The 19,375-nt window shown below is 56.1% G+C and carries 20 protein-coding genes and 1 pseudogene; 9 read left to right on the plus strand and 12 right to left on the minus strand.

Annotated elements, in window-relative coordinates:
• Positions 1–52 precede the first annotated feature (52 nt).
• Positions 53–2,233, minus strand: coding sequence for a DUF1217 domain-containing protein (locus tag EKM04_RS09400; protein ID WP_183894058.1), 2,181 nt, complete (start codon positions 2,231–2,233; stop codon positions 53–55).
• A 289-nt stretch (positions 2,234–2,522) separates the two neighbouring features.
• Here EKM04_RS09400 and flhA point away from each other — a divergent pair, with 289 nt between their 5' ends.
• The 6 genes from flhA to EKM04_RS09430 are packed head-to-tail and all read left to right on the plus strand — an operon-like array spanning position 2,523 to position 7,290.
• Positions 2,523–4,613 (plus strand): flagellar biosynthesis protein FlhA, encoded by a 2,091-nt coding sequence (gene flhA / locus EKM04_RS09405; protein ID WP_174152105.1) that lies wholly within the window; start codon positions 2,523–2,525, stop codon positions 4,611–4,613.
• On the plus strand, positions 4,610–5,362 hold the full coding sequence (gene fliR, locus EKM04_RS09410) for a flagellar biosynthetic protein FliR (protein WP_183894060.1): 753 nt from the start codon (positions 4,610–4,612) through the stop codon (positions 5,360–5,362). Before flhA ends, fliR begins: the two co-directional genes overlap by 4 nt.
• A 6-nt stretch (positions 5,363–5,368) precedes the next feature.
• The gene (locus tag EKM04_RS09415; protein WP_183894062.1) at positions 5,369–5,779 is read left to right on the plus strand and encodes a hypothetical protein; all 411 of its coding nucleotides are present in this window, start codon (positions 5,369–5,371) and stop codon (positions 5,777–5,779) included.
• 40 nt (positions 5,780–5,819) lie between these two features.
• Positions 5,820–6,374: a rod-binding protein gene (locus EKM04_RS09420; RefSeq protein ID WP_174152108.1), complete on the plus strand. Its 555-nt coding sequence runs from the start codon at positions 5,820–5,822 to the stop codon at positions 6,372–6,374.
• Between the two features lie 20 nt (positions 6,375–6,394).
• Positions 6,395–6,760, plus strand: coding sequence for a hypothetical protein (locus EKM04_RS09425; RefSeq protein ID WP_174152109.1), 366 nt, complete (start codon positions 6,395–6,397; stop codon positions 6,758–6,760).
• On the plus strand, positions 6,757–7,290 hold the full coding sequence (locus EKM04_RS09430) for a hypothetical protein (RefSeq protein WP_174152110.1): 534 nt from the start codon (positions 6,757–6,759) through the stop codon (positions 7,288–7,290). The genes EKM04_RS09425 and EKM04_RS09430 overlap by 4 nt, the downstream gene beginning before the upstream one ends.
• 163 nt (positions 7,291–7,453) lie before the next feature.
• Here EKM04_RS09430 and fliP read toward each other — a convergent pair whose 3' ends face one another.
• The 10 genes and pseudogenes from fliP to flgB form a co-directional block, all read right to left on the minus strand.
• Complete coding sequence (gene fliP / locus EKM04_RS09435; RefSeq protein WP_174152111.1) at positions 7,454–8,191, minus strand: flagellar type III secretion system pore protein FliP; 738 nt, start codon at positions 8,189–8,191, stop codon at positions 7,454–7,456.
• Entirely contained in the window at positions 8,188–8,709 is a 522-nt protein-coding gene (locus EKM04_RS09440) for a flagellar basal body-associated FliL family protein (protein WP_183894064.1), read from the minus strand. The genes fliP and EKM04_RS09440 overlap by 4 nt, the downstream gene beginning before the upstream one ends.
• A gap of 71 nt (positions 8,710–8,780) precedes the next feature.
• Complete coding sequence (gene flgH, locus EKM04_RS09445; RefSeq protein ID WP_174152113.1) at positions 8,781–9,506, minus strand: flagellar basal body L-ring protein FlgH; 726 nt, start codon at positions 9,504–9,506, stop codon at positions 8,781–8,783.
• Positions 9,503–10,030 (minus strand): MotE family protein, encoded by a 528-nt coding sequence (locus tag EKM04_RS09450; RefSeq protein WP_234910878.1) that lies wholly within the window; start codon positions 10,028–10,030, stop codon positions 9,503–9,505. The genes flgH and EKM04_RS09450 overlap by 4 nt, the downstream gene beginning before the upstream one ends.
• Positions 10,030–11,067 (minus strand): annotated as a pseudogene (locus tag EKM04_RS09455) (flagellar basal body P-ring protein FlgI); the annotation flags it as partial. The pseudogene EKM04_RS09455 and the gene EKM04_RS09450, both read right to left, overlap by 1 nt.
• 83 nt (positions 11,068–11,150) lie before the next feature.
• A complete protein-coding gene (gene flgA / locus EKM04_RS09460) occupies positions 11,151–11,639 on the minus strand; it encodes a flagellar basal body P-ring formation chaperone FlgA (protein ID WP_234910879.1) in 489 nt (162 codons plus the stop codon).
• A gap of 16 nt (positions 11,640–11,655) precedes the next feature.
• Positions 11,656–12,444 carry a flagellar basal-body rod protein FlgG gene (flgG, locus tag EKM04_RS09465; protein WP_174152116.1) on the minus strand — a complete coding sequence of 263 codons (789 nt, stop codon included), beginning with the start codon at positions 12,442–12,444 and terminating at the stop codon, positions 11,656–11,658.
• Positions 12,445–12,461: 17 nt separating this feature from the next.
• Positions 12,462–12,809, minus strand: a complete 348-nt coding sequence (gene fliE, locus EKM04_RS09470; RefSeq protein WP_174152117.1) for a flagellar hook-basal body complex protein FliE — start codon at positions 12,807–12,809, stop codon at positions 12,462–12,464.
• The gene (gene flgC / locus EKM04_RS09475) at positions 12,809–13,225 is read right to left on the minus strand and encodes a flagellar basal body rod protein FlgC (RefSeq protein WP_174152118.1); all 417 of its coding nucleotides are present in this window, start codon (positions 13,223–13,225) and stop codon (positions 12,809–12,811) included. The genes fliE and flgC overlap by 1 nt, the downstream gene beginning before the upstream one ends.
• A 1-nt stretch (position 13,226) precedes the next feature.
• Positions 13,227–13,616 (minus strand): flagellar basal body rod protein FlgB, encoded by a 390-nt coding sequence (flgB, locus tag EKM04_RS09480; RefSeq protein ID WP_174152119.1) that lies wholly within the window; start codon positions 13,614–13,616, stop codon positions 13,227–13,229.
• 307 nt (positions 13,617–13,923) lie between these two features.
• Here flgB and EKM04_RS09485 point away from each other — a divergent pair, with 307 nt between their 5' ends.
• Together EKM04_RS09485 and folD are read left to right on the plus strand one after the other, a co-directional pair.
• Positions 13,924–15,654 (plus strand): GumC domain-containing protein, encoded by a 1,731-nt coding sequence (locus EKM04_RS09485; RefSeq protein WP_183894069.1) that lies wholly within the window; start codon positions 13,924–13,926, stop codon positions 15,652–15,654.
• Between the two features lie 81 nt (positions 15,655–15,735).
• Positions 15,736–16,635, plus strand: a complete 900-nt coding sequence (gene folD, locus EKM04_RS09490; RefSeq protein WP_183894070.1) for a bifunctional methylenetetrahydrofolate dehydrogenase/methenyltetrahydrofolate cyclohydrolase FolD — start codon at positions 15,736–15,738, stop codon at positions 16,633–16,635.
• A gap of 6 nt (positions 16,636–16,641) precedes the next feature.
• Here the strand turns inward: folD and EKM04_RS09495 are convergent, their stop codons facing one another.
• Positions 16,642–17,664, minus strand: coding sequence for a substrate-binding domain-containing protein (locus EKM04_RS09495; RefSeq protein WP_183894072.1), 1,023 nt, complete (start codon positions 17,662–17,664; stop codon positions 16,642–16,644).
• 285 nt (positions 17,665–17,949) lie between these two features.
• On the opposite strand from EKM04_RS09495, the gene EKM04_RS09500 reads away from it, so the two are divergent.
• The gene (locus tag EKM04_RS09500; RefSeq protein ID WP_174152123.1) at positions 17,950–19,311 is read left to right on the plus strand and encodes an ABC transporter substrate-binding protein; all 1,362 of its coding nucleotides are present in this window, start codon (positions 17,950–17,952) and stop codon (positions 19,309–19,311) included.
• Positions 19,312–19,375 lie beyond the last annotated feature (64 nt).

Raw genomic sequence — 19,375 nt, forward strand, 5'->3', positions numbered from 1 at the left:
ACATCGATTTTCAGGCCCTTTTTGGTTCAGCGTATGCGGATGGGTATCATGCTCACCCGGACTTCAACTGGGCGACCGCCAGAAGTGTATCGGCGCTGATCGACGTGCTGCCACTCAGGATCGACAGGGTAGGCGATTGCGAGACATTGTTCTGCACGTCGTAAAGCGCGGTAAAGCGCTTCAACATTTTACTGACATAGTCCGGATCTTGAAGCTTGGGGATGTCGATATAAGATGTGACCAGTTCGGCCTGCTTGGTCACGTCCATGTTGGCAATCGAGGTTGGCAGATTGAAGCTGGTCTTGAAAAACTGGAAAAGCGCGTCATCGCTCAAGAAGCCGTAGGCACTTGAAATTGTTGGCGCCATTCGTTCGAAATACAGAGCCAACCGCACGCCGGCATTGCCCTCGCCCTGTTGTTCCTCCAGAGTTTGACGAACAAATTGATTGGTTGTTTCCAAAACTGCGCCACGTTGCTGGCCGCCGCGCTCGGCATCTGCGGTCAGATTGCCTTTCGCATCGAAGTTGAAGGAAGCAACGATCTGGGCAAACTTGTTGTTTTCCAGCGTGTTGACGTAGCTCTTCGGGTCCGACAAATCGGAGTCGAACATTTTCTTCAGGTCGGCAGGAGCGACGCTTTTCGGGTCAATCCCATTCGCTTCAAGTATGAAATTCGTCAGGCGTGTGTCGGCCAGAAGTTCCTTGGTGGTGGTAATCGCCCCCATCTTGGATTTGTAATATTCGACTTCGGTGTCGGCCTTCTTGGTCGCTGCGTCTTTTGCTGCGCCGCTGAGCGATCTCACTTTATTACTTTCGTAATCTGCCGCATAATTGTTGGTGACGCTCTCCGACTGCGCCAGAAGCGGTGCCTCCAATTTGCCATCTGAGGTGAAGTTGAATGCCTTGTTCAACGCAATGAAGCGATCATCCTTCAAAGAATTGACGTAACTCTTCTTGTCATTCAAATCGCTCGTAAGAACGCGTTTCAGTTCAGATTGACTGACTTCGTCGGGATCGATGCCAAATGCCCGGAGCGCGACATCCCAGACTTCTGTGACGTCGTCGTTTTTATTGTCGTCATCTTTTGTATTGGAAACGAGAAAATCATCGAGGCTGGTGAAGCCGGTGATCCGTTTTTCGTAGTTTGCCACAGCTTCGTCGACAGCTGTCGCCTGATCCTCGGAAAATGCGGTCTTATAAAGCTTGTTGACATCGGTCGTCTGGGTGGCGGTCTGGGCAGTGGTTCCATTGGCCAGGGTGCCATCGGTTTCGAAATTGAAATAGTCCAGCAATTTCGTGTTGCCGTAGGTTGTCGCGAAGTTCTCGCTCGACATCAGGCTCGCAACGCTACTCGGCATAATGATCGGATTGAGGTCGAATGCTTTTTTCACATATTCGACCATCCGGCTGTCCGAAACAAGATCCGTTGCGCTGGTAACGCTGGCGATGTTCTTTTCCCAGTAGCGCTTGTTGGAATCCGCCAGCAAAGTCGAAGGGAACGTGGATTGATTGTAGACGTAATCGAGATTGAGGTCTTCGGTCTGGCTGGCCGTTTGCATGCTGCCGTTCACGGTGCCATCAGCGTTGAAATTGAAAGCTTCGGTCAGCTTCTTCCAGCCTGGATCCTTGGCTTGGTTGGCAACGCTGCTGGGATCGCTGAGATCGCTCGTCAGAACCTGTTTCAGATAGCTTTTGGATATGTTGGCGGAATCAAGACCTACCGCATCCAGCATATAGGTGCGCAGCCGCGTGTTGTTGACGAGGCTGTCGATGTCGGTGACCTTGCCGATCTGAGCCGCAAAATATGTATTTTCCGCTTTGATGGATGTTTCTTCAGCGGTGAAGGACGCCTTGTAGGCATCGGTCACGCTTGTGGATTGGGCCGTGTTTTGCGCTGTCTTCTTGTCGCCTTCAAAGTTGAAGGCTTCGGCAAACTGCAGGTAACGCTTGTCCGTCAATGAGTTGGCAAAGCTTGTGCTGTCGGTGAGGTCGCTTTCCAGCACTTTTCGCATGAAAGCCTTGCCATAGGTCATGTCTTCAAGACCATAGGCTTTCATGGCGTAGGAATAGAGGCGGTAATCTCCCAGGAACTCATCGACCGTTTTAACGTCGCCGATTTTTTCCTTGTAATAGGCCGTATCTTTCGCAACCGACGTCTGACTGGCGACTGTCGACATCGACGATTTTATATCGCGGTTTACGGTGAGATAGCTTGTGTAGGTAGAAATCGCCATGGAGTGCCCTGCATAGTGTGGCCCTTGAAAGACATGGCCAGCATACACGCCATCATCGCGCGAATAACCCAACCAGCATATTACAAGTTCTATCTGAACCAAAGCCTAATATTTCACTCGCATGTCGACGCATCTGTCAGGAACGGCAACACGGACTTTCATCCACGCTCGCGCAAGCTTGGGAGACTAAGCCTGGAGTGTCGATCTGCGTCCAATCGGTCGGCTGGGCTTTTCCATGACGGAAAATCCGCGACGTTTGCACACGTTCTCATGAAGAGATGGAGTTAGAATGGCTGCGCCTTCGAGCATATTGCCCCTTCCCAAAGTCGCCGCACGCGGTCGCGACATCGGGTTTGCCGTGGGCATCGTCTCCATTCTCTGCATCCTGTTCCTGCCTATTCCAGTCTTCATGATCGATATGGGATTGGCGTTCTCCATCGCGTTCTCGGTTCTTATTCTGATGGTGTCGCTGTGGATTCAGCGCCCGTTGGACTTCTCGTCCTTCCCGACCATCCTTCTGATCTCCACGATGATCCGCCTTGCGCTGAACATCGCGACAACGCGCGTCATCCTGTCTCACGGCAACGAAGGGCACAGTGCGGCGGGTGGGGTCATCGCTGGCTTCTCGAGCCTCGTCATGTCGGGCGACTTCGTCATCGGTCTGATCGTCTTTCTCATTCTGATCGTGGTGAACTTCATCGTCATCACCAAGGGTGCCACGCGTATCGCGGAAGTCGGCGCACGCTTCACACTCGATGCCATTCCCGGCAAGCAGATGTCGATCGATGCCGACTTGTCTGCCGGTATCATCAATGAAAAAGAAGCCCAGCTTCGCCGTCGCGAGCTTGAGGAAGAAAGCGCTTTCTACGGTGCCATGGACGGTGCCTCCAAATTCGTCCGTGGTGACGCTGTGGCAGGTCTTCTCATCACCGCCATCAATATTTGCGGCGGTATCATCATCGGTGTTTTCCGCCACGGCATGCCAATCGGCGAAGCGGCAGACGTTTTTGTTAAACTCTCCGTCGGTGACGGCATCGTTTCCCAGGTGCCAGCGCTGATCGTTTCGCTCGCCGCAGGCCTCATCATTACCCGTGGTGGCGCACAGGGCTCTACCGACACCGCCGTCATCAATCAGCTCAGCGGATATCCCAAGGCTCTGGGTGTCGCCGCTGGCCTTATGTTCGTCCTTGCTGTCATTCCGGGCTTGCCCCTTGTGCCCTTCATGCTCCTGGGCGGTTTGCTTGCGTTTGGTGCATGGTACATTCCACGCCAGCTGGCGCAGGAAAAGGCTGCCGAACGCGTGGCCGAAGAGCAGCAGACCAGCAAGACTCAGGAAGCCGAAAAAGACACGGTCAAGAACTCGCTTCGGACCACCGAGATCGAGCTTGCCCTTGGCAAGCAGGTGTCACCGAGATTGCTGGGTGCTCACCAGGAGCTTGGTTTCCGTGTTGGAAAAATGCGCAAGAAGTTCGCATCCCAATACGGTTTCGTGGTGCCCGAAATCAAGGTCACAGACGATATCGCCATTCCCGACAAGTCGTATCAGATCCGAATTCACGGCACGACGGTTGCAGCCAGCACGCTACGCGTCGGCGAAGTCCTCGTCATCACTGGCAAGGGTCGTCGCCCATCCGTTCCGGGTGACGATGTGCGCGAACCCGCTTTCGGCATGCCTGCCGTTTCCGTTCTGGAAAACTTCGTGGAAGACCTCAAACGCGAAGGCTTCCACCCGATCGACAATATTTCGGCACTTCTGACGCATGTCAGTGAAGTCATCCGCAACAACCTGCCGATGCTCCTATCCTACAAGGACGTGAAGGTCCTCATCGACCGTCTCGATCCGGAATACAAGAAGCTTGCGGATGAAATCTGCTCCTCGCATATGTCCTATTCGGGCTTGCAGGCCATCCTCAAACTGCTGCTGGCCGAGCGTGTTTCCATCCGCAACCTTCACCTCATTTTGGAAGCCGTTGCAGAGCTTGCGCCGCATCTTCGCCGTACCGAGCAGATCGTCGAGCATGTCCGTATTCGTATGGCCCAGCAGATTTGCGGCGATCTCTCGGACAATGGTGTCTTGCGCGTCCTGCGCTTGGGCACGAAGTGGGACGTTGTTTTCCAGCAGGCGATCAAGCGCGATCCGAAGGGCGATGTGATCGAATTCGACATCGATCCGCGTCAGGTCGAGGAATTTTCGAACGAAGCGAGCAAAGTAATCCGTGAATATATGGATGTCGGATTGCCTTTCGTGCTTGTTACTTTGCCCGAAACCCGTTCATATGTCCGGATGATCACGGAACGCCTTTTCAGCACGCTGCCGGTGCTGTCGCATGTCGAATTGGCCAAGGGCACGGAAATAAAGATACTCGGCGCCATCTCATGATGTCAGATCCCCAGGGAACCATAATGGCACTGTTTCTGGCATTTTGCCGGATCGGTGCCTGCTTGATGGTGATGCCTGGGTTTTCCTCCGCCAGATTGCCTATGCAGGTCCGTTTGCTCCTCGCTCTCGCACTTTCGATGGCCATTTTGCCGTTGATGTGGGACGTGATCTACCCGTTGGCGAAAACCGACAACACCAATTTCCTTAAATTGATGTTTTTTGAATCTGTGATCGGTGCCATGTTCGGCATGATTGCCCACCTTTATGTGCTGGGAATGCAGTTTGCGGCAACCGCCATCGGCACCGCAATTGCCTTGACCGGCCCTCCCGGCCAGGACGTGCTGGAAGACACATCCGAAAGTCAGCTTTCGAGCATGCTGACCTATGGTGTCCTGTTGCTGCTCTTCATTCTCGACTTCCACCACGTCATTTTCCGCGCGCTTGTGGATTCCTATTCGACAATTCCCATGGGTGGCGGGATGAGCATGCAAAGAATGCTGATTACGCTGACAGACACGTTGGTCGCGTCGATGAGCGTCGCCTTGCGTGTCGCCAGCCCCTTTATTCTGTACGGCTTCCTGTTCCATGTGGCGGTGGGGCTGATCAACAAGCTGGCACCGCAGATACCGGTCTACTTCATCTCCACACCCTATGCGCTGGCCGGTGGGTTGCTGCTGCTCTATTTTGGAATGGCGGCGCTGGTCAGCCAGTTCGTGGGTGGCTTCTTCCGTGTCTTCGCGAACATATGAGGCCTGATGATGGACCCACTCAAATCCAAAAAGCTTTCGAGATTGGTCAAGGTTCAGGGGCATCTCAAGCAGATGGCCGAAAACGAGCTTGCGATCACGACGCGTGAACGCACCGAACTGGCCGAAAAGATCGAAACCCTAAGTGGTTATGTGACGTCGCTGGATCCGTTGCACCAACAGATGCTGAAACATTATGCCATGCGACACGGCAGGTTGCTCTCTCGTGATGTGCGACTGGAAGCCATCGAAAAAGGCCAGGAGCAGCAGGTCGTCAAGGAAACAAAAAAGGGTGAGCGTCTCGAGGAAAAGCGGGATGCGGCGCGTGCAGACGAGTTGCGTGTGCAGGAAGACAACAGCGTGTACGAGTTGATCGATCTTCAGATGAGCATGAAAGACACCAGCCTCCAGCAAGGTTAGGTTGGTATCGTCATCCGATTGAAACGGAAAGGATGACGACGTGGCAATTTCTCCTCCAAGCGATCTTGTGCTTGATGTTGTGAATGCGGCCGACCCGACACAGGTCATGGCGGCAAGAGAAAAACTGCGCTCAGTGAGCGCAGCCAACGAAGCGTCGGTCTTGACGGCAAGCAATGCAGGTTTTGCATCCGCCATCAACAGCATCGATACGGCGGCCGGCAAGGCTGGTGTTGGTAACATCCATCACATCAAATCCGACGAAAAAATCCCCGAGACCTATCGCAAGTTCGAGGCCAGCGTTCTGTCGACCATGCTCCAGAACATGATGCCGAAGGACAGCGAAGAAGTCTACGGCAAGGGTTCTGCCGGTGACTTCTGGAAAAGCATGATGGCTGAACAGATGGCGGATGCGGTTTCCAAGCGTGGCGGTATTGGCATTGCCGAGCAGGCCTATTCTCAGGCGATGCAAAAGATGCGCAATGCTGAAGCGCCGACAAAAATGAATGAAGACGACAAGAGCCTTGCAGTCAGCATGGTGACCGACTTCCAGCGGCGCACGTTTTCCGTAGCCGAATCCAACAAGACTGAAAGTTAAGAGGCGGAGTGCTGAGCGACATGGAAATTCTAAACAACGACTACAGAACACAGGCCATTCTCGGCCGCCTCGAAACGGTTATCGACAACGAAAACCAGCGCATCGGCAAGGATCCCGATTTCGATTTCAAACTGTCGAACGCCCATAAGAGCCGCTGCCTCTATGAACTCAGCATGCTTTTACGGGACGTTGATGGAGCGCAGATCGCCGCTGCTCACAAGCGCCAGATTCTCGATATCAAGTCCAAGCTCGCCATCAACACCCGGCGTGTCGAAGCCAATCTCAACGCCGTAAAGGCCGTTGTCGATCTGTTGAAGAATGCCGCCAAGCGGGCTGAAGACGATGGCACCTATTCGCTGGAACAGTTCGCACGCGAGGCGCAATGATCAAGCTGATCGCGACAGGCGTCTGGGTTCTTCTGGTGACTTTGGGTGGCGTCTACGCAGCCGTCACCTTTGGAGGGAACGGTGCCACAGATCAAAATGGGGAAGTCGTTCCACCACCGCATTTTGTGAGCAGTGAAACTGTGACATTGCCTGTGGTGGCAAACGGCAAGGTTTCCGGTTATTTCCTCGTCCGCGCCAGTCTTCAGGTAGACGAAGACGCGCTGAAGGAGGTGACGGTCCCGGTTCCTGCGTTTCTGACCGACGAACTCTACACTCTGCTGGTTGGAGAAAAGCTCGTCGATATCAAGGATGCGGGCAAGTTCGACGTCGTTGGCTTGAAGACCAGAATAAAGGACGGTCTGAACACGCGCCTCGAAAAACCTCTGGTCAAGGATATTCTCATCGAACAGATGGATTTCATCTCCAAGGAAGACATCGAAGCCAGAGACCCCAACAAAAAACCGCAGAAAATCCTCGTCAACACGGACGCGCCGCCGCCCAAACCCGCCGCCGCCAGTTCCGGCCACTGATCGACAGGTACTGCGGAATATCGAAAGTTTTAAACGCTTGAAGCCTCCTGAATTGGGTGATCCTTTCAGGAGGTTTTTTGCGTTCTTGCCGGTTTTGGAAACATGCGACCCGCGATGGGTGGGACCCGCCAAAGAATGTTCTGGCGTCAGCGCCCCTCAGGGATCAGTAGAACGATCTGACCAGTGATCCCACCAGCAGATTCCAACCATCGATCAGAACGAAAAACAGGATCTTGAACGGCAGGGAGATGGACGTCGGCGGCAACATCATCATGCCCATTGCCATCGTGATGGTAGCGACCACCATGTCGATAACGAGAAACGGCAGGATAATCAGAAAGCCGATCTCGAAACCGCGCCGAATTTCCGAAAGCATGAAGGCAGGGATCAGAACGCGGTACTGCGGAACTGTCCCGTTCATCGTCTCCTGATTTCGTTCGATGGCGAGATCGACAAAAAGGGCGAGATCCTTGGGGCGCGTGTTGGCCACCATAAATGTGCGGAATGGTTCGGCGGCTCGCTCAACGGCTTGCGCCTCGGTGATCTGGGTCTGCAACAGCGGTTGGATGCCATCTTGCCAGGACCGCTCGAATGTCGGCGCCATGACGTAGAACGTCATGAACATCGCCATACTGGTGAGGATCATCGTTGACGGTGTGGTGCCCAGGCCCATGCCGGAGCGCAAAATCGAAAATGCAATGATGAACCGCGGAAAGCTGGTCACCATGATCAGAATGCCAGGCGCAATCGACAGGACGGTCAAAAGCCCGAAGGTGCGAATGATCCACGAGGCAGCAGAACCGTCCAGCGGCAGATTGAGCAAATCTGCCGGCGTTTGTTGGGCGAAGGCAAACCCTGGGGTCAGGGCTATCGCAAGCAGCAGGACAATTTTTCGAATCATTCGATCACAAAGGTTCTGAAGAGAACCTTGGATACGCGCCCTTTTGATCTGAGGTCAACGATTTCTCTCAGGTCATCCCTAAGATATTGAAAGCCGCGTGGGCCTTGAAGCTGCTGAAGTGAAACGGTTCGCAGATATGTGAGGATTTCCTGGTGCAAATCCTGGGCAAGGGCCGTGTCGCCGGGCCCCGTAAATTGCAGTGCCAGCTCGAGCCTGATCCAGTTTTCGTTCGGATATCCGAGGTTCGTGACAATCGGGTCCAGAGGCAGAAGGCTGGGTGCGGCACCCGCCGCGCCATGTTCGCCTGCGGGAGCTGCAGCGGCCTCATGTCCACCGGCCGCAGCTTCCGGCGCGTGGGCAGGAGGCGGGGTAACAGTCGGCATCGATGGCACAAGCAGTGTCTGGCCCACGAACCATCCGCCGCCGATACCCATAATTGACAGCACGGCGATAGCGCCAGCGGTCACGATGATCGATGGCTTCTTCGGTGCAGCGGGTTCTATGGTCGTGAGGCTCATGATCGTGTCTAACGTCTGTTCAGGAGAGCAGCCCATGCACAATGCGATGGGCCGAATATCTGTTTAAGCGGTCAGATCGGCGAGAACAGGTCGACAACCTGCTGACCCACCGGCGGCTGTTGAATTTCCGTGATACGGCCACGGCCACCGTAGGAAATGCGTGCCTCGGCGATTTTGTCGTAGGAGATCGTATTTTCGGAATTGACGTCCTGTGGACGCACGATACCGGCAACGTTCAGGATGCGAATCTCGTGGTTGACGCGAACCTCCTGCGAACCGCTGATCAACAGGTTGCCGTTTTCCAGAATTCCAGTCACGACGGCAGCGACGAGCAGCGTCAGCTTTTCGGCGCGGCTGATGGAGCCCTTGCCATTGGATTCGCTGGTGTTGTCGAAGCTCAAATTGGAATCGGCCTGTGGTTTCCAGCCGAGAATTTCGGCATCGGCCTTCCAGCCCGTTTCACGGTTGTTTTTCCGCGTCCGGTCGGTTTCGTTATCAAAGGTCGCCTTGTCGTTGATCTGGATGTTGACTGTCAGAATGTCACCGATGTTGAGCGCACGTGCATCCTTGAACAGCGCCGCCTTGCTGTCGCTCCACAGAGAATAACCGCTGGCATTGTGAAGGGGCTGCTTGGGATAGGAGGCCAACTGCGGAGCTTGGCTGAACTGCAGGCCGCTACCGATAGGGCTCATCGCGGGTGCGTTGCCGATTTCTTTCAGTGTCTGGTTTTGCGTGACGCTGGAGCAACCAGTCAGAACACATGATGCGGCGAGAGCGAGAATAAGCGCTTTGTTCATGACGGATCTCTTGATGTGGTTTTGTCCGTCGCGCTGGACATGATCGACGCAACTGTGGCTGCCTTTTTGGCATCCATTTCGGCAAGGATCAGGCTCGACTGGCGGGGAGGAAGTTTCATGATGATGGCCGCGGCAAGGCCGGCGTCGACCTGTTCCAACTGCGGTGCCGCGGCATCCGGCTTCATCGTCTTGTAGACGTTGACCAGATTGACTTCGGCGCGTTGCATGAAATCGTTGCGGCGCTTCAACCAGTCTTCATATTCGGCCTTGCGGGCCTCCATGACGGCGATCCGGTTGTCGACATCGGCTTGCAGCTTTTCAAGGTCCTGCTTCTGCAAGAGATAACGCTGGTCGCGGGCCTGATCGACGATGTTGGTGCAATATTGCTGGATTTCCTGTCCGCTGGTCTCACCGGTGGTGATGCGCACCTGCTCCTGCGCCTTGGCGGAGGGTAGGGCGGCGGTCAGAACGAACACGGCGAGCAGTGCCCTGCGGGGCGTGACGATATCAAACGCTTTAGCCATCATTGTAGCACCAGTTCTGCTTGCAGCGCGCCGGCGGATTTGATGCCCTGAAGAATGGCGATGATGCCGTCGGGCTTGACGCCGATATTGTTGAGACCAGCCACCAACGAGCGCAGGTTCGGCCCGTTGAGGATGGCAACCGGACCACCGGTCGCCTGGGCCGCAATGTCTGTCTGTGGCTGAATGGCAGTTCGGCCGTTCGAGAAGGGTTCCGGCTGAATGACCTGCGGCGTTTCCGTGACCTGCACGGTCAAGGTGCCATAGCTGACCGCGACCTGCGAGATACGAACGTCGGCGCCGATCACGATGGTGCCGGTGCGCTCGTTGATGACGACCTTGGCGGGCGTGTCGGTCTCAACGGACAGGTTCTCGATATTGGCCATCAGCCGCGTAAGGTCTGCGGTTCTCGGCTTCTGGATAAAGACGACCTGGCTGTCACGGGCTTCGGCAATCGGTTCTCCGAATGCCGTTTTCGCGTAATTGTTGATCGCGTCTGCGATGCGTGTGGATGTCGAAAAGTCGGGATTGCGCAGTTGCAGAACCAGATTGACCGAATCCTTGAACTGCGATGGCAGTTCCCGCTCGATGATGGCGCCACTGGGGACACGCCCGGCAGTGGTCACACCCTGTGTCAACTGGGCCGCCTGACCTTCCGCGTTAAAGCCGGAAACAATCACCGAACCCTGAGCAACCGCATAGATCTGACCATCAGCACCTGACATGGATGTCATGATCAGCGTACCGCCACGCAGCGACGAAGCATCACCCAACGAACTGACATTGACGTCGAGCCGGCTGCCGGGACTTGCGAAAGGCGGAAGATTGGCCGTGACCATCACGGCTGCGACATTTTTCGAGCCGCTCTGATTCCCCTGCATGGAAATGCCGAGGTTCTGCAACATGGCGCGCATCGACTGTTCGGTAAACGGCGAAGAACGCATGCTGTCGCCAGACCCTTGAAGGCCGACGACCAGACCATAACCGATCAACTGGTTTTCACGCCCGGCTTGGAGGGAAGCGATATCTTTGACACGCGCATTGAATTGGGAATAGGCAACGGGCGTCGTCACAAAAAGCGTGGCGATGGCCAATGCAGCGGTTATCAGGTTCCGGCGGAAATTCATTTCTCAAAAACCTCCACGGTCCCGTTTTCCATGGCCGTGCCGGAGATGGTCACACCAGTGTCTCGGTTGCGCACGCGAACGACTTCGCCCGCCATCGCATCCTCGATGGCGGTGCCGGAGGCAGAGAGGTTCATGCCGCCCATGGAATATGTGATCCTGATGGCCGCACCGCGCTGGACTGCGAAAGGGTCGCGAAGATCGGCAACCGTGATGGTGCGACCCGCAACCAGCGTACGCTTGGAAACCTTACCGACGACGATGCTGGTATTATCCGCATAGCCGGGTGCAAGGTTGGGATTGGTGACGAGAACTTCCGTCACCCGCTCTCGGGTAATGGTTTCGCCGGGAAAGATGGTGCCTGTTGGAACAACGGCGTATTTTTGCTGCGAAAAAGCTGCCTGGGGTGAGAACACCACCAGGCTTGCCATGAGCGCCAGCGCCATTGTGCAGAAACTGCCAGGCACGATTTTCGGGCGAAACTTCATGTTACCCTACCTTCGGTTACTTCAGGTTTTGGCTGACGATCGTCGCCATCTCGTCTGCGGTTGTGATGACCTTGGAGTTCATTTCATACGCACGCTGCGCCGAAATCAGGTCGGTGATTTCCTTGACGGAATCGACGTTCGAGCTTTCCAGGTAATGCTGCTTGATATAGCCGAAGCCGATCGATTGCGGTGTCGCATCGACCGCATTGCCGGACGCTTCCGTCTGCTGGAACAGATTGTCGCCCAAAGGCTTCAGACCCGCTTCGTTGGCAAAGTTGCTCATGTTCAACTGGCCAAGCTGTGTCAGGTTCGTGGCTGTGCCGATGCGCGCCGAAACGTTGCCATCCGTGCTGATCGTGACTTCCGTCGCATCGATGGGAATGGTGATGGCTGGCAAGATAGGCAGACCGTCAACCGTCACCAGTCGGCCCGTGGAATCGCGGTTTAGCGCGCCTGCACGGGTGTAAAGCGTGTTGTTGTCGGGACCTTCGACCTGCAGCCAGCCCTTGCCGACGATGGCGACGTCAAGGTCGTTGCCGGTCTGGCTGATTTCACCCTGAACATGCAGTTTGCGCACGGCAGACGTCTGCACGCCAAGACCGATGTTGGCGCCTTCCGGGACCATGGTCTGGTTGGCGCGGTTCATCACGCCCTGAGCGCGTTCTGTCTGATAGAGAAGGTCTGTGAATTCGGCGCGGCCGCGCTTGAACGCGGTCGTGTTGATGTTCGCGATGTTGTTCGCGATGACCTCAAGGTTCGTCTGCTGGGCATCCATGCCCGTCGCTGCAATGGCTAGTGCTCTCATCTTTTTGTCCTTAAGCGTCAGATCTGCATTTTCACGATGTCGAGATAGGCCGAGACGATCTTGTCGCGCAGAGCCACGGCGGTCTTGAGTGTCTGATCAGCCTGCATGACGGCATCCACAACCTCACGCGTGTTGGCCTTGCCCTGAATCCCGGCAAAGGACATGGCTTCACCCTTTTTCAGGGATTCAATGGCGTCGGAAGCGACGCTACCCAGCACGCTGCCGAAGGTCGGGCCACCGGCGGCGGTCGCAGCCGTTGAAACAGCGCTTCCTGCAAGCGATGTCAGGCTGGAGGTGACGTCCTTGACGCTGTCGAGTGCAGACGAGTTGGTCAATGATTTCAGGCTGCTAATGGCGTCGATCATCACTGACCTTTCAATAAGTCTATGGTTGAGGCAACCATGTCGCGTGTCTGTTTGATAACTTGAAGGTTGGCGTCATAGCCGCGGTTTGCTTCGCGAAGGTCGGCCATCTCGATGAGCATGTTGACATTCGGAAGCTTGACCATGCCCTTCGCGTCGGCAGCCGGGCTGTCGGGGTCGTATTCCTGCGTGAAGTCGGAGCGATCGAAACCCAGTTTCTTGACCTCGACCAGATTTGTCTGCGAAGCGCGGTCCAGTTCATTTGCGAAGGTGATGGTCTTGCGGCGATAAGGGTCGGCGCCTGGGGTGTCGCCCGTCGTGCGCGAGTTCGCGATGTTTTCAGACACGATGCGCAGACGGGTGGCCTGAGCCTCCATCCCGTTTCCCGCAATCTTCATCGAGGACTTTAAAGGGTCCATGTTACTTGCCCACCGCTGTCAACATCATGCTGTGAAAAGAGCGAACGAGTTGCGCGTTCAGTTCGAACTGCCCCTTGATCTCGCCTGTTTTTGCCATTTCCTTGGAGAGCGACACTGTGTTGCCGGATTCCTGAATGCCGATTTCGTTGGCCAGTTCTGCATTCTGCATGCCGATCTTGCCGCCGCCTGCCATTGCCAGATCCATGTGAGCCGGGTTTGTGCGGGCCATCTGCATGCCAACCGACTGCAGTTCGGAATCGAAGGACACGACGTCCTTCGCCTGGAACTTTGGCGTATTGGCATTGGCAATGTTGGTGGCGACGACTTCTTGACGGACAGAAAGCCATTCGGCCTGCCGGGATGCCAACGCAAACAGCTGAATCGGCTGCATGACAATTCTCCGTGTTTAACTTGATTTGGTTCTAGGCCGACAATCTTGCGCGGGACTTGCGGTCGATGGCTTTCTGTTGCAGCGCCAAATGCCGGATCACTGCACGAGTGAATAGGCGTTATTAACCATTTGTTTGCCTTATCGGTTTAGACTTCGTTTATATTTCCGACCGTGGAATTCGATCTAACCCTATGGGTTTGCGATGGTTTTTGAGAACGATAAATCTGTTTCGCCAAAAGGCGACGAGCTGCCCGAAAGCAGGGGTGTGTCTTCCTGGCGAAGTCATTTGCTGTCAGCTGGTGTTGTTTTGTCTCTGACCACCGCTGGCTTTTTTCTGCCCGGACTGCTGCTGGAACCCGGCCTCAAGGGATATGTCTCGCAGGCAAGCGTGAAGGTTTCCGATCCGCGCACCAACGCTGCCAGTGTCCAGCGCCTCGCTTCGCAGGTTCGCGACAACCTCATGTCGCCGGTGCTGCTTGGGTTGACCGTCTCGGAACTGAAGCTTCAGCCTGAAGATCTGACCGGCGTTGAAACACAAGGCCATTTCGCCGTGCTGATGGATTTGCTCGGCGGCGGCAAGAGTGGCGAGGCGCTGGTCGGGGCAACCGAAACGGCTTTGAAGGATGCTGTCTCCATCACCTCTGCACCATCGGGCTCTGAAATTGATGTCGCGGTCACCGCGGCGACGCCCAAGGTTGCCCGCAAGATCACCGACCATATTGCGACCCTCGTCATCAAGCAGATCGGGGTGGAGCAGCAGGCACCTGAACTTCAGGCAGTCGAAAAGGCACGGGTTGCGCTCGACAGCGCCGAGGCTGCCTTGACCGGATTTCAGATGCGCCACGGCAATGACGCGGTGTCGCGCATACAGAGTTTGCAGCAAAAGATACGTGAAGACGACGCTCTGGCGGCCTCTCTTCAGAGCAAGAGCGCAGAACTGGCAGATGCCATTTCGACCGCCTCCGCCATGAAGACAGACGATGTGTTGAATACAACGCTGCCCGCAATGAGCCTGTTTTCACCGTTGGAGCCCATCCGCGAAAGCTACGCTGCGGCAAAGCTTTCGATGGCGGAAATCAGCGTCGATTACGGTCCAAAGCATCCGAAAGCCATCGCGGCACAGGCAACGCTGGACGCAGCACGCGCCACTGCCATGCCGACCATGCGCCGGATTTTGGAAACCTTGAAGCGCGAGCAGGCCACGGTTACCGCTGCACTCGAGACACAGACAAGCGGCCGCGCCGACCTCGACAGCCAGCTGCAGGCCATGGGTCAGGCGCCTGCAGATCTTGCGCGTCTGGAAGCCGCACTTGAAAAGGCGCGTACGGATTATATCCTCTCCAGCGAAGCCGCAGGAACGTTCTCGGCCACGCCACGTGTCAGCGCAAAGCTCGTGAAGGAGGCGCAGGAAGGCGTCGCCAACTATGATGCCTTTACGGCTATCGCGATGGCGCTCGCAGGTGCGGCTGCCGGGTTGTTGCTGTCTCTCTTTACGCTGAGCTTCAAACGGTCGGAAGTCGAAGAGAAACAGGCCATTCTTTCAGAGGTGTACTCGGTGGAGCCCGAGGAGCAGACACTCGGCATGGTGCCGGAACAAACGCCAGCGGCAGAGATCGTCGAAATAGAGCCCGGGATTTTCGACGATTTGGAGGCAAGGCCGCATTCCACTGAAATCGCCGAGACCTACGAGGCAGAGCCCGTTGAAGCAGGCACGCCGATGGAAACAGCGCTGGAGGACAGTTCAGAAGCAGAAGAAGTCGCGCTTGAACCTTTGCATGATGAGCCTGCCAACGATATTCCGCTCGATGAGCGCGTGCGTCAGGTTCTGGTCAGCAATGCCGTTCAAGATACCCGAACTGAGCGTGACGTCCCGATATTCACCTTGCCGCCATTACTGGCCGCAGCCCTTGCTGGAAAAGCCGACCACGCGCAGGCTGAAACAGAGGAACTGCGCGCTCTGCGCCAGGAATTGGTGATGCTGCGCGAGCGTTTGTCCGAACACGCCGCCCGTCAGGATGGCAAAAGCAATCAGGCCTGAAGAACCGATTTTCGTTAAAATACACTATGCCACGCAGCATTCCGGCGCTAGATAGCTATCTGGATTTCAGGAGGCAGGCAGATGGCAGTGGTAATCGACGGCAAGGCAAAGGCAGCATCCGTAACAGAAGCTGTGCGTGAAGCGGCAGAACTGCTGGAGCAGCACACAGGCGTCAAGCCCGGGCTCGCGGTCGTCATCGTCGGCAACGATCCCGCTAGCCATGCCTATGTCAATTCCAAGAGCAAGACGGCCAAGCAATGCGGCTTTAACTCCGTTCAGCACACATTGCCAGAAGAGACGACGCAGGCGGAGCTGGAGGCTTTGGTTGCAACCCTGAACACAGACGTCTCCATCCATGGTATCTTGGTGCAACTGCCGCTACCGAAGCATCTGAACGCCGATCCCGTCATTCAGTCGATTTTGCCGGAAAAAGACGTGGATGGCCTGAGTGTCCTCAACGCTGGCAAGCTTGCCACGGGCGATCTGGAGACAGGTCTGATCTCATGTACACCCGCCGGTTCCATGTTGCTGGCCCGCAGCATTCATGGCGATGACCTGTCCGGTCTCAGCGCGGTCGTCATCGGTCGCTCCAACCTGTTCGGCAAGCCGATGGGGCAACTGCTGCTCAACGCCAATGCTACCGTCACCATGGCGCATTCACGCACGAAGGACCTGGCTGCGGTCTGTAAGACTGCCGATATTCTGGTGGCTGCGGTCGGTCGCGCACAGATGGTCAAGGCGGATTGGATCAAGCCCGGTGCGACCGTCATCGATGTCGGCATCAATCGCATTCCAGCGCCGGAAAAGGGTGAAGGCAAGTCCAGACTGGTCGGTGATGTGGCCTATGATGAGGCAAGCGCCGTTGCCAGCGCCATCACGCCGGTTCCAGGGGGGGTCGGCCCGATGACCATTGCCATGTTGATGGCCAACACCGTGATCGCGGCGCATCGTGCTCTTGGAAAACCCGCGCCAAAATTCTGACCGGCTTCAGCCTTGGGCGGGACCTGTCGATCCGCGCACCACAAGCTCGGCCTTCCACAGTTCCTGAAGACTGTCGGTTTCGCCCGTCTTGATCTGGTTGATCAGACGCTCGGCAATCCGCAGGCCCGCCGCCCGTAGCGAAGATCGCGTCGTGGTCAGCGGCACGGAAAAATTGACAGGTTTGAGCAAAGGCAAAACGTCGTCATGGGCGATGAGCGATATGTCTTTTCCCGGCTTTAGTCCCCGTTGATTGAGGGCTCGCACCGCGCCCAATGCCAGGGCGGTGGAGGCACAGATTACCGCTGTCGGTGGAGCGGGGCGAGACAAAAGCTCTTCCATCTTCAGGTAGCCAGCCTCGTCGTTCATGATGCTGTGGCTGACATGATCGTCTTCCAGCGCAAGCCCATGCTCGGCTAATTCCGCCTCCACGCCGCGATGACGGCGGAAGGTGAAGTCGTAGCCCTCAGGCCCGTTCAAAAGCGCGATATCGCGATGCCCGAGTTGCAACAGAAGCGATGTCGCATCGCGGAAGGCCGTCTCATTGTCAACGTCGAGATAGGGGTAGTCTGTATCGACGCCCCAGGATCGGCCATGAACCATGAACGGGATCGACAGGCTCTTTACCATCTCGATCCGGCTGTCATTCTTTTTCATATAGGCGAGATAGATGCCATCCACGCCGCCACTCGCTGCCAGTTCCCGCAATGCGTTTTCTTCATTGGAAGGGTCGGTCGGCATGATGACGAGATGAAAGCCGTTGCGAGCGGAAGCTTCGCCAAGCCCGCTCAAGAACTCGCCGAAATGCACGTCGGATGCATGGTCCGGCCCCGTTGGCATCACAAGGCCGATGGAACCCATCTTGCCAGTTGCCAAACGCTGGGCGGCGGCATTTGGCCTGTAGCCGGTTTGTTGTGCCGCCTCGATGATTTTGCGCCGCGTCTCGGCGTTGACCTCGGGATATCCATTCAGAGCACGGCTGATCGTGGTTTGGGAAATGCCCAGCAACTGCGACAATTGTTTCAGGTTCATCGTGTGCAGTGCTCCTCCAACCAGTCATGCTCGGATGTGGACGATGCTCCTCCATACGTCCAAACCGCTTTGAACAATAGCAAGTGTTATCAGCGCGGACAATTGGAAAAGTCCAGTGTTTCTCCCGCATAGTTTGCATGGTGCGCCGCAACATAATCACCAAAGCGCTAAAGTTTAAGGCAGCCCTTGACTCGGCTTCCATCTCAATGAGATGAATAGGTAGCCAAAGCGCTTTGAGTATCTTTGTGGGCGCAACGCCTGCGAATGTGATGGGAGGTAGATCACATGAAAAAGACTTTCTGGACGACCGTGGCCATAGCCACGTTGTTTTCGGGCATGTCCCTTGCGGCAGACCTGAAGTTCAAGCCCGGTGAAGACACGAAATTCAACTGGAAGAGCTACGAAGACTTCAAAACCGCCAATGCCAGCCTTAAAGGCGAAACGTTGACGATCTTCGGCCCATGGCGCGGTGAGGACGAGGCGCTGTTTCAGTCTGTTCTGGCCTATTTCGCCGATGCGACCGGGGTGAATGTCCGTTATTCCTCATCGGAAAACTACGAGCAGCAGATCGTTATCGATACGCAGGCCGGTTCTCCTCCCAACGTTGCCATCCTTCCGCAGCCCGGCTTGCTGGCCGACCTTGCGGCCAAGGGTCTGCTGACGCCGCTAGGTGATGAGACAGCCAAGTGGGTGAAGGACAATTACGGCGCGGGCCAGTCCTGGGTGGATCTGGGGATGTATCCCGGCAAGGACGGCCAGAAGGCCTATTTCGCCTTTCCATTCAAGGCCGACGTGAAGTCGCTGGTCTGGTACGTGCCTGAAAACTTCGAGGAGGCGGGCTATAAGGTTCCCGAAAGCGTTGAGGATCTCGTCAAGCTTTCCGATCAGATCGTCGCCGATGGCGGCACGCCGTGGTGCATCGGTCTTGGTTCCGGCGGCGCAACCGGCTGGCCGGGCACGGATTGGGTCGAAGACTTCATGCTGCGCACGCAGCCACTGGACGTTTACCTCAAGTGGACGACGAACGAGGTAAAGTTCAACGACCCCCGCGTCGTTGCGGCCATCGAGGAATTCGGCAAGTTTGCCAAGAACGACAAATATGTCTCGGGTGGCGCAGCGGCCGTTGCCTCCACCGACTTCCGCGATAGTCCAAAGGGCCTCTTTGACATTCCACCGAAGTGCTACCTTCACCGTCAGGCGTCCTTCATTCCATCCTTCTTCCCTGAGGGTACCAAGGTCGGAACGGATGTCGATTTCTTCTACATGCCGACATTCGCCTCCAAGCCTGAACTCGGCAAGCCGGTTTTGGGCGCTGGAACGCTGTTCACCATTACCAAGGATTCCAAGGCAGCCCGCGCCCTGGTCGAATTCCTAAAGACGCCGATTGCGCATGAGGTCTGGATGGCACAGTCCGGCTTCCTCACGCCCTACAAGAACGTGAACCTCGACGCTTACGCCAGCGAGCAAACCAAACGTCAGGGACAAATCCTCACCACCGCCACCAGCTTTGGTTTCGACGGCTCTGACCTGATGCCCGGCAAGATCGGTGCTGGGGCATTCTGGACCGGCATGGTCGATTTCGTCGGCGGCAAATCTGCGCAGCAGGTCGGCGACGATATCCAGAAGGCTTGGGACGGCCTGAAATAATCGAAAACTCCGCCCGGCAGTGCCAGTTACTGCCGGGCCGTTTCTCTAAAGATCTCGGCCAACG

The sequence above is a fragment of the Rhizobium skierniewicense Ch11 genome, assembly GCF_023757665.1.
Taxonomy (GTDB): Bacteria; Pseudomonadota; Alphaproteobacteria; order Rhizobiales; family Rhizobiaceae; genus Agrobacterium; species Agrobacterium skierniewicense.